Genomic DNA, 14,168 nt, shown 5'->3' on the forward strand with positions numbered 1-14,168 from the left:
CATGATGAAGACCCTCGCTCCCCTCGCGCTCGCCGCAGGCCTCGCATTGATGCCGGGTTTTTCCGTCGCGGCTGATCCAGTGGCGATCCCGGGCCTCGAGGAACGCACCCTCGTTTCCAAGGCCGGCCTGCCGTATCGCATCTTCATCGCGGTGCCGAAGGAGCCGCCGCCCGCTGCGGGCTATCCCGTGGCCTATGTGCTGGACGGCAATTCAGTCGCCGGCACCATCGCCGATATCGCCCGCACCCAGACCCGCGCCCAGGGCGGATTGATGGAGCCGGCCCTAATGGTTGCCATCGGCTATCCCGGCGAAGCGCCCATCAACATGACGCGGCGCGCGCTCGACCTCACCTCGGTGAAGGCGACGCCGCAGAAGGGTTCATGGACCTATCTCACGCCCGAAGGCACGGGGGGCGCGGACGCCTTCCTTGCTTTTATCCAGAACGAACTCAAGCCGGCCATCGCCGCGTCCTTTAGTGTCGATCCGGCGCGGCAAGCCCTGATCGGCCATTCCTTCGGTGGCCTATTCACGCTGCATGTGCTGTTCACGCGTCCGGCTGCCTTCTCCACCTATGTCGCCGCGAGCCCCTCCCTGTGGTGGGCGGACGGCGCGGTGCTCAAGGAGGCAGAAGGGCTCACGGGGCGGCTACCGAAGCCGCCCCGCCGTGTCCTCATCACCGTCGGCGCCTACGAGCAAGACCTGCACCCCGCCCTTCGCGGCCGGGAGGATTCCGAAACGGTGGCGCGCAAGCTCGCTGAGCGGCGGATGGTGGACAGCGCGCGCGATCTTGCCGCCGAACTTGCCGCCCTGCCTGGCGCACCGCTGGACGTGACCTTGAACGTTATTCCCGGCCAGACGCATGCGTCCGCTGCGCCTTACGCCCTCCTCATGGGCCTTGCCGCCTTTCTCGGCCCAGTGCCGGCAGGGGAGGGACGCCGTTGACGGCGGAAGGTCGCGCTGCGCGCTATCGCGGCATCCGGGTGCTGGAGGTGCTGCGCACGGAACAGGTCGCGCGGCGCATGCGTCGCATCGTGCTCGGCGGCGCGGAGATCGAGGGGTTCGGCGATGGCCCCAACATCAAGCTGCTCATCCCCCCGGCTGGCCTTTCCCCACCCAAATGGCCGCTGGCGGATCGCGAGGGTCGCCCCATCTGGCCGGCGGATGGGCAGCGCCCAGCCGTCCGGACCTTCTCGGCCCGCCGGTTCAATTCCGATGGGGGGGAGCTGACGGTCGATTTCGCCTGCCACGGGGGCGATGGACCGGCCGCGCAGTTTGCGCGCCGCGCCCGTCCCGGCGATCTGGTGGGCGTCGGCGGCCCCGGCGGACGGACCCTGCCCGATGCGGATTTTCATCTGCTCGTTGGCGATGAATGCGGATTGCCATCGATCGCGAGCATTCTCGAACGCCTGCCGGGCCGCGCACGAGGCACCTGCTTCATCGAGGTGGACGACGAGGAGGATTGCCTGCCGCTTGAGAAGCCCGTGGGGATGGAGGTTGCCTGGCTCATGCGGCGCGGCGCGGCGCCGGGAACCACGCGCCTGCTCGCCGATGCGGTCGTTGCGCTGGACGGGCCTTGCGGCGCCGGCTGTTCAGCCTGGATCGCAGCCGAATCCGCGTCGGTGCGGACCATTCGATCGCATCTCGTCCGGGACCGCGGAATGCCGCACGCCGCTCTGGTGGCGATCGGCTACTGGAAGCGAGGGCTCTGCGAAACGGCCTATGATGCCGCGCACCGCCACGATCGTGATTGTGATGAGGTCGCCCGCCCCTGAAACCATGCCCAAGCACTGATTGGCTCAGGACACGTTATATATGCCAGGATATATGCCAGGAGATGACGTCTGCGACGATGTGCGGGTGGAAAAATGGTATGCCCGCTTCGGGCGTTGCGGTTGGCGATGCTGCGCCAGTTCTTGAGTTTGGCGAACAGGCTCCACCTCATGCCGATGGCGGTAGAAGGCGCGGACATGAAGTTCCGCGCGACGTTACGATGCCGCGGATCGAAACAGCAAGTTGAGATGGTTGCAGGCCCCCGCAACCAAAACCTTGGTTTCAAGGTCTCAAAAGGGTCGCCGCAAGGCGGCCCTTTTGCGTTTTGGCTCTGAGGGTGGGAGCCGGGTAGGCACACGGCTACGCATCAATCCGGAGACGGCTCAGGACACCCCTTGCTCGCGTTCAAGGTCGCATCGTGCTACTTTGAGGCGAATAAATGCCCGATTTCGCTTGGCCTAAGCTGCTGACGAAAGGGGGGAAAAGGGATGAAGTGCCCGCCAATACCTCCGCACGAGAAAGATCGTCTCGCGGCGCTCGATAGCTATGTCCTTGCCGGCCAGGGGGCCGTCGCCGGCCTCACGCCATTGGTCGAGATGGCCCTGCGCATCTTCAACGTGCCGATGGCGGCCGTGAACATGATCGGCACCGACAGCGTGTTCTTCGTGGCGAGCGCCGGGTTCGGCGATGACGTGGACAAGCGCAGGGAAGTCTCCTTCTGCGCCCACACCATCCTTCAGGGCGCCACCATGGTCGTGCCGGACGCCACGCATGACGAGCGCTTCCACGACAATCCGCTGGTTTCCGGCGCCACCAACATCCGCTTCTATGCCGGCGCACCGCTGCTCTCGGCGGACGGCCACGCCATCGGCGTGCTCTGCATCCTCGATACGGTGCCCTATGACGGCTTTGGCGCCGAGGATCGTGTCCGCCTGAGCGATCTGGCCCACATGGTGATGGATCGGCTGGATATTCGCCGCATCGCCATGGCCGCGTCGGCGGGCCGAACGGCGGTGCCCAAGCGGGTGGTGGGGCCGGAGCATCTCGCGCACCTCGCCCAGATCGACGCCTTGACCGGTCTGCCCAATCGCCGCCAGTTCTACCGGGCTGTCGAGGCGGCGCTTCTCACCGGGCCGGGCCTGCGGACTGCTGATGGTGGACGTGGACGGCTTCAAGGACATCAACAACATCCTCGGCCCTGCCGCGGGCGACGATGTGTTGAGAGCGATCGGCCAGCTTCTGGTCGCCGAGGCATGGAGCGGTACCGCCGTCGCGCGCATAGGCGGAGACGAGTTCGCCATGTGGGTCTGCGGGCTGACGGCCGAGGCGGTCAAGCCCTTCGCCCGCCAGCTCCTCGCCAAGATATCCGAACTCGCCCCCATGGGGCATGAAGACATGCGGATCAGTGCAAGCTGCGGCATCGCACTGTTCCCTCATGACGCGCAGGAACCGGTGGAGCTGATCGGCGATGCCGACCTCGCGCTCCACGCGGCCAAGGCCGAGGCGACCGCGAACGTCGCGCTCTATTCTCCGGCGCTGCGCACCGATGCGCTGGACCGTCGCCTCTCCAGCATCGATCTCCATCGGGCAGTGGCGAACGGGGAGTTCGTGCTTTTCTATCAGCCGCAGGTGCGCCTGTCGGACGGGGTGCTGGTCGGCGCGGAAGCGCTCATCCGATGGCTGCATCCCAGCCGCGGCCTGCTGTCTCCGGCCGCCTTTCTGCCGGCGCTGGAGGGGAGCGCGCTGGCGCCCCAGGTCGGGCGTTGGGTCATCGAGGAGGGGTGCGCCCAGGCGGCCCGCTGGCGACGGCAGGGCGCCGCCGATTTCCGCATGGCCGTCAATCTCTTCGCCTCGCAGTTTCACACCGGCGATCTGCCCCGCGAGGTGGAGGAGTCGCTGGCGCGGCACGGGTTGCCGCCGGAGGCGCTGGAGCTCGAGATCACCGAGAATATCGTGCTCTCGGACCATTCCACTTCCATCGACGCGTTGACGCGGCTGCGGCAGATGGGTGTCCACATCGCCTTCGACGATTTCGGCACCGGCTATGCATCGCTCAGCCTGCTGACCCGGTTTCCGGTGAGCTGCATCAAGCTCGATCGCAACTTCGTTCAGGCCATGCTGCAGGCGCCGCGCGAGGCGGCGGTCATCGCCGCCATCCTGGAGATGGGGCGGGCTCTCGACATGGACGTGATCGCCGAGGGCATCGAGACCGAGGCCGAGCGTGCCTATCTCGCCGCGCGCCATTGTCCGGAAGGGCAGGGCTATCTGTTCGGCCGGCCGATGCCTGCGGAGGAGTTCGAGGCGCGCCTTGGCCAGGCGGCAGCCTTCGTGCCGCAGGGGGCGGCAGAACGGGACGCTGGCTCGCGGGCCTGCTGAGCGGGGCCTATCCCTCAGTGACCGCCGAAGCGCGCAGGCGGTGGCTGCGCACCTTGCTGCGGTTGCCGCAGGCGGCCATGGAGCACCAGCGACGGGTACCGTTGCGGGCGGTGTCGTAGAAAACAAGACTGCACTCGGGATTGGCGCAATGCCGGAGCCGCGCCGGCTCGTGGCGGGCGGCAAAATCGGCAAAATCTGCGGCGATGGCGGGGAGGGGCCCAGCGCTTTCGGGCGGGTGTTCCTCCACCACAAGCGCGCCGCCCCGCCACGCAAGGTGCGGCTGGGGTGCGCCCGCCGCCAGCAGGGCGTTGACCAAATCAAGGTCGGCCGGCTTGGGCTTGCTGCCGGTCCTGAGGCATTCGAACAGGCGGGTGAGCGCCTCACGCAATGCGAGGGCCTGCGGCCGCAATGCGGGAGCGGCGTCGGCATCGAGCCCCGCCGCCTTGACCCAGCGTTGCCAGCCATCCTCCGTGGCCAGAAAATCCCCCAGCGCAGCGGGGGCGGAATTGACGAGATCGATCCACAGGCGACTGCCGAGGAAGGGCATCCCGTCGCGGAAGTCGCTCTCCTGCGGTGTGTTCACACGATCCTCTTCTCTGTCAGCCGCCTGATCCTGCCCGCTGCCAGCGCTGCGTCGGCTAGCGTGTAACCGGAAAGATAGGCGATTACCGGGCGGGCACAAGCGCACACCGCCGACGTAACCATTTAAAATTATATTGACAGGTTATTCGCGACATGTAACCCCATAATTGGCATTAAGCAAGTTACGTGGAGACATCCCATGCATGCCGTCAACACCGTCGCGCGCCCCGGCGCCGGGACCGAGGTCGCCTATCACCGTGCCGCCATTCGGGGGCTCGACATTTTCTACCGGGAGGCCGGCCCGGCCGACGCGCCGGTGGTCGTGCTGCTGCACGGCTTTCCCTCCTCCTCGCACATGTTCCGCAATCTCATTCCCGCCCTCGCTGATCGCTACCGCGTGATTGCGCCCGACTATCCGGGCTTCGGCCAGTCCAGCGCGCCGGCGCCGGAGGCGTTCGCCTACAGCTTCGACACGCTCGCCGACGTGGTTGAGGCGCTGCTCGAAGGCCTCGGCATCCGCCGCTATGCGCTATACATGCAGGATTACGGCGGTCCGGTAGGCTTCCGGCTCGCGGCCCGGCATCCCGAGCGGGTGACGGGGCTCATCGTGCAGAATGCGGTGGCGAACCTCGAAGGCTTCCACGCCAATGCCGCCGCCGCCTTCGGCCCCTACTGGACCGACCGCAACGCGGAGACTGAGATCCCCGTCCGCGGCTTCCTCGCCGCCGAGACCACGCGCTTCCAGTACGAGCACGGCTCGTCCACCCGCGCCGACCGCCTCTCGCCCGACACCTGGACCCACGACCAGGCGCTGCTCGACCGCCCCGGCAACGACCGCATCCAGCTGGAACTGCTCTATCGCTACCAAGACAACGTGGGCGCCTATCCCGCCTTCCAGGCCTATCTGAAGGACCGCCAGCCCAACATCCTGGTGGTGTGGGGCGACAACGACCCCTTCTTCACCGCCGAGGGCCGCGACCTGTTCAAGGCACTGGTGCCCGCGACCGAGGTGCATGCCTACGACGCCGGCCATTTCGCTCTGGAAACCCACCTGCCGGAGATCTCCGGCGCCATCCGCGGCTTCCTCGCCCACGTCGCCTGACATCGTTCCCGACAGCGCCGCGCCGGACCATCCGGCGCGGCCGCCCTCCAATGGAGCCAGCCTCGTGCCCTTGACGCTTTCCCCAACTTCGGTGTCGGGACGGATTTCGCTCGCCGCGATGGCCGTCCTCGTCGCCCTGTCGCTGCCGACCCCCACCTCTGCTGCTTCGTCGCCCGCGCCCGCCGCCACGGCCACGGTGCCGACCGTGCTCTCGCCCACGGTGCATTACCGCTCGAAGAGCATCGCCGGCGTCGAGATCTTCTATCGCGAGGCGGGGCCGGTGGATGCGCCGGTGCTCCTACTGTTGCACGGCTTTCCCTCGTCCTCGCACATGTTCCGAAACCTCATCCCACTGCTCGCCGACCGCTACCACGTGATTGCACCGGACTATCCGGGCTTCGGCCACAGCGGCGTGCCGGACCGCGCGCAGTTCACCTATGGGTTCGCCGCCTTCGCCGATCTCGTGGACAACCTCATGGGCACCCTCGGGGCCGAGCGCTACGCGCTCTACGTGATGGATTACGGCGCGCCGGTGGGCTACCGGCTGGTCCTCAAGCGCCCCGAGCGGGTGACGGCGCTGGTGGTTCAGAACGGCAATGCCTATGAAGACGGTCTGAGCCCCTTCTGGTCGCCGCTCAAGGCCTATTGGGCGGACGGATCACAGGCCAACCGCGAGGCGCTGCGCGCGGGCCTGACCCCTGAGGCAACCCGCTCGCAATATGTGAACGGCGTTGCCGACGTCTCCCGCATCGATCCCGACACCTGGCTGGTGGATCAGGCCCTGCTCGACCGGCCCGGCGTGGACGAGATCATGCTCGATCTTTTCAAGGATTATGCCAGCAACATCGCCCTCTACCCGCAGTTCCACGCCTTCTTCCGGGAGAAAAAGCCGCCGACGCTCATCGTCTGGGGCGCCAATGACGAGATCTTCCCGGCCGCCGGGGCGCGGGCCTATCTCAGGGATCTGCCGAAGGCGGAGCTTCACCTCCTGAACAGCGGCCACTTCGCCCTGGAAGACAGGGGCGCCGAGATCGCCGTGCTGATGCGCGACTTCCTCGCCCGCTCGCTCCCCGCAACGTCGCCCGGCAAGCCCGCCGCACGTTGAGGGGAGTACGCCCCGGCCGCCGTCCGCTTTTTCCGCGCGGGCAGCGGCCGGGGCCGGGATCACCACTTGAGGAAACGCGGTCCCGTCAGCCAGCCGAAGCCGGTGACGATGGCGAGGCCGGCCGCGTACCAGATGCCCACATAGACCGGCGCATCATTCACGCAGAAGGACGCATAGGCGAGGGCGCCGATGCCGCCGGCCACAAGGCCGAGCATCGCCCCGCAATAGTGCAGGTCCGTCGGCGCCGTCTCGCGCAGCACCAGCGCGAGCACCACGAGCGGAATGACCGACAGGAGCGGGATGGCGAGCACGCAGACGAACCAGTCGTTGAACATGGTCGCCATGCCGCTGGTCGCGGGCGTGGCAACGATCTGCATCACCGCGGCGAACCACACCAGCGCCAGCGGCAAAAGGGCGAGGCGGAGCAGCTTGCCGCTCGCCCGGCCGGCCCGCGCCGCCCGGCGCAGCCCGTGCGCGGCGATGGCGACCATCGCGGCGAGGAAGCCGACCTTGAGCACGAAATCGAATGTGCCCATCGCCCGCAACAGGTCCGGCCGCACCCCCAGCGCGAAGATGCAGGCGAGAGCCGCAAGGCAGAGCGAGCCGGCCATGGCGAGCGTCAGCAGGCGATCCTGCCGGCCCGGGTCCACCGCCTCGACGCGGGTGGCGAGGAAATCGATGAGGTCGTCGGTGTTCATGGGCGTGCCTCCGACAAAAGGGCAGCGAGCTTTTTCATGCCGCGGTGGATTCCGATTTTCACCGCGGCATCGGTCATGCCGATGCGGGCTGCGGCCTCGGCGATGCTGAGGCCCTCGATTTTCACGTATTCGATGGGGAGCCGGAAATGCCGGGGTAGCGTATCCAGCGCCCGGTGCAGTTCCCGCGATGTATCCACCGCTTCATATCTGTCCACGTCGGCAAGATCGTCCATCTCGTCGATCTGCACGTTGCGCAGCGCCCGCGCGTTGAGGCGCAGGTGGTCGATGAGCTTGTAGCGGGCGATGCCGTAGGTCCAGGCGAGGACGGGCGAGGAGCCATCATAAGTATGGCGCTTGGTGTGCAGCACCAGAAGGGTGTCCTGCACCAGATCCTCCGCATCGTCCGTCCCGGCACCGCTGCGGCGCAGGCGGTTGCGGAAATAGCTGCGCAGTCGCACGGACACATGTTGCAGAAGCGCCCGGTGCGCCTCGGCATCGCCGGACTGGCTCGCGCGCATTAGCGCTTCCAGGTCGGGTTCTCGGCTCATGAAATTCCCCCTCATGAGCACGAATTCGCGGGGCGGTGCTGAAAGGTTACACGCGGCGCGATCACGAGGATGCGAGGGTGCCGGGACGTGCCGCGGAGACCTTGGTCCCGGCAGCGTTTCGGCACCGTTGCGCGGAGGATTTTCGTGATCTCAAAATCTGTTGAACAGGTCTTCCGATCTGGCTGTAACCTGAGAGGCTCGACTTGCGGAATATCCAGCATCAACGCTTCGATACTGGAGAAAATACATGCGTAAGTCGATCCTCTCCCTCGCCGTCCTCGCCTCTGCTCTGGCCCTCGGCACTGCCGCCTTCGCGGACGAGACCGAGACCGCCGTGAACCGCGAGAGCGTGCGCGTCGCCGCCGGCATCACCCACACCGATCCCGCGCCGCTCGGCTATGGTGCGGATACCGGGGTGCACCACGGCTTTGCCGGGGCGCAGAAGCCCGAGCACACCCTTTCCGATGCCGACCGCTCGCTGTTCAAGCTCGGTGATCGCGGCCTCGGCAACAGCTGATCGGGCCTCACAAAGGCCGGCCGCGGTGGTTCTCCATCGCGGCCGGCTTTTTGCGTCTGAAAGGGGCAGGGAAATCAGCGGGCGGCCGCGCTCGCCACATAGATCCGCCACCGCCCGTCCTCTTCCTCCGCCAGCCGATAGAGTGCGCTGGACGCGAAGGGATCGGCACTCCAGGCGCCATCCTGCGCGGTGACGACGATGGCGCCGCAACCGAAGGTCCGGCGCAAGGTCGCCACGTCCTCCGCCGTTCCGGTGCCGGCAAATACCCGCTCGAAGAGCATTGCCGCGTCCACGCGCTCGGATGCGGAGAGGGGCGCGAAGGCGAGCGCCATCTCCTGCCCACCGAAGCAGGAGCGGCGGCGCGACAGGAGCGCCCATGACAGGTTGATGGGCCAGGGCGTCAGCTTCTCCAGCCGCGCCGGATTGCTGGCGATCCGCACCTCCGGCCCAACCGCCCGCCGCACCGCCCGCCACAGCGCCGGATCACCGGCGAAGACACGGCCGTCCACGCTCGGTTCGCCCGTCATGTTGCGGTGGGCGAGGGCGAGGGTGTCCGGCAGTCCGAGGGCGACAAGAGCGAGGCCGGCAGCGAGAAGGACGGGGCCCTTCCGAGCGCGCAGTGTCTGCATGGCCCAGAGCAGCGCCATCGACAGCGCCTCCGCGAGAGCCGCGCCCGCGAAGGCCGCCAGCACCAGAACGGCGGGGAGCACGGCGCGCCAGCCCAGATCGTTGTTCTCCCCCGCCGTGCTTTGCAGGGTGGCGCTCACCGCCAGCGCCACGACGGCCAGCGCCGCCAGCGGGCGCGCGATCTGCCGGGCCGACCGACCGCCCATGCGCCTGGCGAACACCAGCGCGAGCCCCGCGACGCCTGCGAAGACAATGCCCGGAAACTCCACCGGCAGCAGCACCAGCCAGTAGGCGAGCGGATCGAGCACCGCGCGTGCCGCATCCGGCCATCCCGGCCCCAACACGGACAGCGGCGTGAGCTGGATTGGAGTTCCACCGCCCCGCGTTGCCGCCGCATGGATTTGCGCCATAAGCAGTGGCGCGACGAGCGCCAGCGCCACCAGCGCCGCGCCGGCCAGCACCGCGAGGAACCACAGGCGGCCCTTCGCCGGGCGCGAGAATGCCAGCGCCAGCGCCGCCACCGTCCCAGCCAGCGCGAAGGTGATGCCGCCAACCCACAGGGAGCTGCCGAAGGCTGCCGCCGCGGTGAGTCCGATAAGTCCCGCGAGCACCGCCCCTTGCCCGGCACCGGGCCCCGCGCGCAACCGCGCCATCAGCAGCACCGCGATTACGCAGGCCATGGCCGAGGCGACATGATGCGGGCTCCAGCTCGTCTGGTAGAGGAGCCCGGCGAGGCCCGATGCGGGTTCGAGCACGAGGTCCACCCGCGCCCCACCGAACATCGCCGCCGCCACCGGTCGAAGCGAGCCGGCCGACACGGCAAGCAGCGCGAGGAGCGGGGCGGATGCGCCGGGGCGCAGGCGGAAGGCGAGCCCGGCTACGAGCGCGAGCGCCGCGAAGCCGGTGAACCAGGTGGCGGCTGCATCCGCCGCCCAGCCGTGCGCGCCGGAAAGGAGGGCGAGTTCCGCCGCGCCGAAGTGCCAGAGATAATAATAGGCCACCGTCCCCGCCGTGCCGTCCGCCCCGAACACCGGGTTGGCGGGCGGGATGGATCCGTTCTGCGCGATCTCGTCGATGAGGATGATCTTGGCGTGGTCGTAGATGGGCGAGGCGAGGGCGATGGCGCCGTCCGGCATCACCTTCGGCAGCACGCCCAGCATCGGCACCATCGCGAGTAGGCCGGCGAAGGCGAGCGCGAGAAGAGGAAAACGCGCTCCGGCCGAGGTGCGCGGCAAAGCGAGCGCGCACAGGCTCACCAGCGCCGCCGATCCGATGACCACGGCGGGCGACAGGCCGAAGAGATAAGCTAGGGCGAGGGCGGCGGCGGTCTGTGTTGCCAAGCCGAGCGCGGGCGCGAGCGCCAACGCCGCCGTTCGGCCCTGGCCCAGTCCGCGCGCCAGAAACCAGCCCGGCGTGCCCCACAGGAGCAGCGCCAGCGGAATGCACGAGAGAAGGCTCGGCAGGGACACCATCAGCGGGCGGCGCCGGCCGTCACAGGCCGGCGAACCAGTTGAAGCCCTGCTTCTCCCAGAAGCCGAGGGGGTAGGTGTTGGTCACCTCGATGGCGCGGATCCATTTGGGATTCTTGAAGCCGAGCTTCACCGCCGTGCGCAGCCGCATGGGCGCGCCGAACGGGTCCGTGATGGGCTCGCCGGCATAGTGCGTGGCGAGGATGGTCTGCGGGTGGAGCGCCGAGGCCATGTCGATGCTCTCCATGTAGTCGTCATTGCCGTAGAAGGCGATGTATTTCGCCATGAGGTCCGCGCCCACGCGGGTGAGGAAATCCCTGAGGTTCGGGCCGGACCACTGACCGATATAGTCCCAGCCTTCCACGCAGATGTGGCGGATGATCACTTCCTGCTGCGGCAGGGCATTGATGCGGTCCAGCGTCCACGGCCGCTTGTCCTTGACGAGGCCGGAGAGTTCCAGCTGCCAGGTGGAGAGGTCCACCGGCTTCACTTCGTCGATCTCGTAATAGGCGTTGAAGCGGGGCGGCTTCACCACGAGGTCGCGGGAATAGGTGGGGGCGAGCCGCTTCGGGTCGAATAGGGCGGCCTGCACGCCGTCGTTGAAGTCGGAGACGGTTCGAAGAACCCCTTGAACCTCTTCGCGATTGGAGATGTCGCAGCCGGCGAGGAGCGACATTGCGCCCAGACTCAGCGAACCGCGCAGCAATTTGCGGCGGTCGATGCGCTCGAGGAGGGCACGGTTCTCGACCATGAGGCTCTGGTCGGGCCGCGCGACGGAAGCCCGGTTTGGCCGGAAGAAGGAGCGGAGGGACATTGGCGTGGCCTCAGGTCAGCGCGAGGGATCGGGCGCGGGCGCGCCATCGGCGGGGAGGGTGTCGTGGTCGGCGAGGCGCGGGCCACCGGTGAATATGGCGAGCAGCGTCTTCGGCACCAGCAGCGCCAGGGCCACGTGCACCACCATGAACAGCACGATGGCCGCCATGCCGAGGAAGTGGATTAGCCGCGCCGACTGGAAGCCGCCGAACATCGAGACGAGCCCGGAGAACTGCACCGGCTTCCAGATGGCGAGGCCGGAGGCCACCTGCACCACGATGATGGTGATGACACCCACATAGAGCAGCTTCTGCACCGCGTTGTAGTGGGTGAGATCCTGGTGCTTCAGCCGAAAGGTCAAGGCGGCGACGGCCTCTGCGATCACTTCCCGGGGGCGGATGGGGAAGAGCAGGCGGGCGAAGCGGCCGGTCGCGATGCCATAGGCGAGATAGGCGAGGCCGTTCAGCACCAGCACCCACATGCCGAAGAAGTGCCATTGCAAGGCGTGCTGGGCCCACACGCCGAGCACGATCGGCTGCGGGAAGTGCAGGAAACCGAAGATCACCTCGTCATTGTAGATCTTCCAGCCGCTGCCGATCATGACGATCATGGCGATGGCGTTGGTCCAGTGCATGATCCGCAAGGCAAGCGGATGCATGCGTCTTGATGTGTGTTCTTTCATGTGCATCGCTTTCGTTTCGGATCTTGCGTATTAATTTTTGTGTATTGTAATAAATATTGGCAGAAATTCGTATATGACGATGTGTGTCGTCAGATAAAAACTCATGGAGTCTTTGCATGAACCCCATTCGTCCTGTTCTTGCGCTCACCCTTGTTCTCGGCGCGGCCGGTATCGGCGCGCCGGCCTTCGCGGGCGGTGCGCCCCACGCCAACACACAGACCGCGCCGGGGGAGGACGACCTCACCCCCGCCGAGCGCATGGCGGAGCGCTTTCCCCAGAAGGTGCGGGTGGGCGATCTCGTGGGCCTGCCGCTGCTCGATTTCGATGACCGCACGCTGGGCTTCGTCACCGAGGTGGCGCGCACGCCCGAGGGCGGCATCGTGCTCGTGGTGCCGGTGGGCGGCTGGTTCGGCCATGGCGGCCGGCCGGTGCCGGTGCCCCTCGAGACGGTGGCGATCCTTGGCCGGCAGATCGCGCTTCTGGACATCCCGCGCGACGACCTGCCGAAGCTCGCCTCCTGGACGCCTGCTGCCGGCCAGAGTGTGCCGGCGGACGACATCATCCGCATCGCCATCACCCGGCGCTGACGGGCAAAGGGTGCGGTCATGGCCGCGCCCTTTGCGTTTCCGCCAGCAGGTTCGCCGCCTCGATGGACGGGATCAGCCGCCGGTTCAGCGCCAAATGCCGGCCGAAGGCGAGGGCGCGCCGCTCCAGCCGCGCGCGCAGGCCGATGTCCGTGATGGTCTCGAACTCGGCGATATGGGCAAGGCCCAGAATACGGCGGCTGATTTCCATGCCGGCGAAGCCCAGAGCATCCTGCCAGACGGAAGTCAGATAGGTCGCAAGCGCCACCTTCGCGCCGGCCTCGTCCCCCTGAGCCTCGAACAGGTCGGAGCCGCCGAGGATGCCGGTGCGCTCGTGCGCCCAGAGGCGGGAGAATTCCGCCTCGAAGGTCCGCCACAGGATGCCGGCAGTGGCCAGCAGGAATTCGCAATAGGCGCCCGCCGCCCGCGCATCGGCGCGGTGGCCCTCCTGCGCGAAGGCGGCCATCCAGAGGTTGGCGAGGCACACGCCCACATCGAAGCCCATGGGGCCGTAGAGGGCGAACTCGGCGTCGATCACCCGCGTGTCGGTGGGCGTCGCCATCACCGATCCGGTGTGCAGGTCGCCGTGCAGCAGGGTCTCGGCGCAGGTCGCAAAACGCGCCTTCATCTCCACAGCCGCGAGCTTCAGCGGGCGGTCGGCGCGGAAGGCGCTCGCGATGTCATCGAGCCCCGGCGTGTGCCGATTGAGGGGGGCGGCCTTGAACGGGTCGGAGAAGACCAGTTCCTCGGTGATGCCGGCAAGCTCCGCATTGCCCGCGAACAGGGCAAGGTCGGCCTTGCGCGCCGTCGTGGGCATGGACCAGTCCGAGCCCCGGAAGAGCGTGCGGGCGAGGTAGAGCCCGAGGTGGGTGCCGAGCAGCGGCAGTTCCTCCCCCGCCATGAAGGCGCGGCGGGCCACCTTGTGCGGGGTCAGGTGCTCAATGGCGAGCATCGCCTGGGCGAGGTCGAAGAAGAGGAGTTCCGGCGTCCGGCCGGGATCGCGCGCGCCGAGACGCGACAGCGCTTCATGCTCGAAGAAGGCGCGGTCGAGGGACATGGGCCAGCTCTCGCCCACCACGCGGGCATAGGGCAGCGCCTGCTTCACCACGACGGAGCCCTGCGGCCCCGCGACGATGAAGACGAGGTTGAGGTTGCCGTCCCCCACTTCCCTCACCTGCCAGGCCTCGGCCGGGCCGAGCCGGTCCAGAAGCTCCGGCCGTCCGCCGAGGCGGCGGGGCAGGCTTTCGGCGTCGAGGGCGAGATAGGCGGTGCGGTCGAGCATCGGGGCCGGCCT

15 protein-coding genes are annotated in these 14,168 nt (G+C 67.8%); 7 read left to right on the forward strand and 8 right to left on the reverse strand.

The genetic code is table 11. From position 1 onward, the window contains the following. Window position 1: 1 nt before the first annotated feature. On the forward strand, window positions 2–943 hold the full coding sequence (locus tag XAN126_RS0111165) for an alpha/beta hydrolase-fold protein (RefSeq protein WP_051460587.1): 942 nt from the start codon (window positions 2–4) through the stop codon (window positions 941–943). Continuing rightward, entirely contained in the window at window positions 940–1,773 is an 834-nt protein-coding gene (locus XAN126_RS0111170; protein ID WP_024278681.1) for a siderophore-interacting protein, read from the forward strand. The genes XAN126_RS0111165 and XAN126_RS0111170 overlap by 4 nt, the downstream gene beginning before the upstream one ends. 456 nt (window positions 1,774–2,229) lie before the next feature. Here XAN126_RS0111170 and XAN126_RS28715 read toward each other — a convergent pair whose 3' ends face one another. Beyond that, the gene (locus tag XAN126_RS28715) at window positions 2,230–2,952 is read right to left on the reverse strand and encodes a hypothetical protein (RefSeq protein ID WP_197024138.1); all 723 of its coding nucleotides are present in this window, start codon (window positions 2,950–2,952) and stop codon (window positions 2,230–2,232) included. Here XAN126_RS28715 and XAN126_RS28305 point away from each other — a divergent pair. Beyond that, complete coding sequence (locus XAN126_RS28305; RefSeq protein WP_051460589.1) at window positions 2,924–4,147, forward strand: bifunctional diguanylate cyclase/phosphodiesterase; 1,224 nt, start codon at window positions 2,924–2,926, stop codon at window positions 4,145–4,147. The genes XAN126_RS28715 and XAN126_RS28305 overlap by 29 nt on opposite strands. Window positions 4,148–4,154: 7 nt before the next feature. Here the strand turns inward: XAN126_RS28305 and XAN126_RS28720 are convergent, their stop codons facing one another. Then, window positions 4,155–4,730: an ABATE domain-containing protein gene (locus XAN126_RS28720; protein ID WP_024278683.1), complete on the reverse strand. Its 576-nt coding sequence runs from the start codon at window positions 4,728–4,730 to the stop codon at window positions 4,155–4,157. A 198-nt stretch (window positions 4,731–4,928) separates the two neighbouring features. Between XAN126_RS28720 and XAN126_RS0111190 the strand changes: the two genes are divergently transcribed. After that, window positions 4,929–5,831, forward strand: coding sequence for an alpha/beta hydrolase (locus XAN126_RS0111190; protein WP_024278684.1), 903 nt, complete (start codon window positions 4,929–4,931; stop codon window positions 5,829–5,831). A 118-nt stretch (window positions 5,832–5,949) separates the two neighbouring features. Next, window positions 5,950–6,936, forward strand: a complete 987-nt coding sequence (locus XAN126_RS0111195; RefSeq protein ID WP_051460590.1) for an alpha/beta hydrolase — start codon at window positions 5,950–5,952, stop codon at window positions 6,934–6,936. Between the two features lie 59 nt (window positions 6,937–6,995). On the opposite strand, the gene XAN126_RS27140 is transcribed toward XAN126_RS0111195, so the two are convergent. Next, window positions 6,996–7,634 (reverse strand): DUF1109 domain-containing protein, encoded by a 639-nt coding sequence (locus XAN126_RS27140; protein ID WP_024278686.1) that lies wholly within the window; start codon window positions 7,632–7,634, stop codon window positions 6,996–6,998. Continuing rightward, window positions 7,631–8,182, reverse strand: coding sequence for a sigma-70 family RNA polymerase sigma factor (locus tag XAN126_RS0111205; RefSeq protein ID WP_024278687.1), 552 nt, complete (start codon window positions 8,180–8,182; stop codon window positions 7,631–7,633). The genes XAN126_RS27140 and XAN126_RS0111205 overlap by 4 nt, the downstream gene beginning before the upstream one ends. 247 nt (window positions 8,183–8,429) lie before the next feature. On the opposite strand from XAN126_RS0111205, the gene XAN126_RS0111210 reads away from it, so the two are divergent. Further along, window positions 8,430–8,699: a hypothetical protein gene (locus XAN126_RS0111210; RefSeq protein WP_024278688.1), complete on the forward strand. Its 270-nt coding sequence runs from the start codon at window positions 8,430–8,432 to the stop codon at window positions 8,697–8,699. Window positions 8,700–8,773: 74 nt separating this feature from the next. On the opposite strand, the gene XAN126_RS0111215 is transcribed toward XAN126_RS0111210, so the two are convergent. The 3 genes from XAN126_RS0111215 to XAN126_RS0111225 are packed head-to-tail and all read right to left on the reverse strand — an operon-like array spanning window position 8,774 to window position 12,266. Then, on the reverse strand, window positions 8,774–10,798 hold the full coding sequence (locus XAN126_RS0111215; protein ID WP_024278689.1) for a hypothetical protein: 2,025 nt from the start codon (window positions 10,796–10,798) through the stop codon (window positions 8,774–8,776). A 19-nt stretch (window positions 10,799–10,817) separates the two neighbouring features. Continuing rightward, complete coding sequence (locus XAN126_RS0111220) at window positions 10,818–11,609, reverse strand: molybdopterin-dependent oxidoreductase (protein ID WP_024278690.1); 792 nt, start codon at window positions 11,607–11,609, stop codon at window positions 10,818–10,820. 15 nt (window positions 11,610–11,624) lie between these two features. After that, window positions 11,625–12,266, reverse strand: coding sequence for a cytochrome b/b6 domain-containing protein (locus tag XAN126_RS0111225; protein ID WP_245272242.1), 642 nt, complete (start codon window positions 12,264–12,266; stop codon window positions 11,625–11,627). Between the two features lie 140 nt (window positions 12,267–12,406). Here XAN126_RS0111225 and XAN126_RS0111230 point away from each other — a divergent pair, with 140 nt between their 5' ends. Next, window positions 12,407–12,877: a PRC-barrel domain-containing protein gene (locus XAN126_RS0111230; protein ID WP_024278692.1), complete on the forward strand. Its 471-nt coding sequence runs from the start codon at window positions 12,407–12,409 to the stop codon at window positions 12,875–12,877. Window positions 12,878–12,893: 16 nt separating this feature from the next. On the opposite strand, the gene mtnK is transcribed toward XAN126_RS0111230, so the two are convergent. Continuing rightward, window positions 12,894–14,156 (reverse strand): S-methyl-5-thioribose kinase, encoded by a 1,263-nt coding sequence (mtnK, locus tag XAN126_RS0111235; protein WP_024278693.1) that lies wholly within the window; start codon window positions 14,154–14,156, stop codon window positions 12,894–12,896. Window positions 14,157–14,168: the final 12 nt, after the last annotated feature.

Origin of the sequence: Xanthobacter sp. 126 (assembly GCF_000526175.1) — a bacterium.
GTDB lineage: Bacteria > Pseudomonadota > Alphaproteobacteria > Rhizobiales > Xanthobacteraceae > Xanthobacter > Xanthobacter aminoxidans.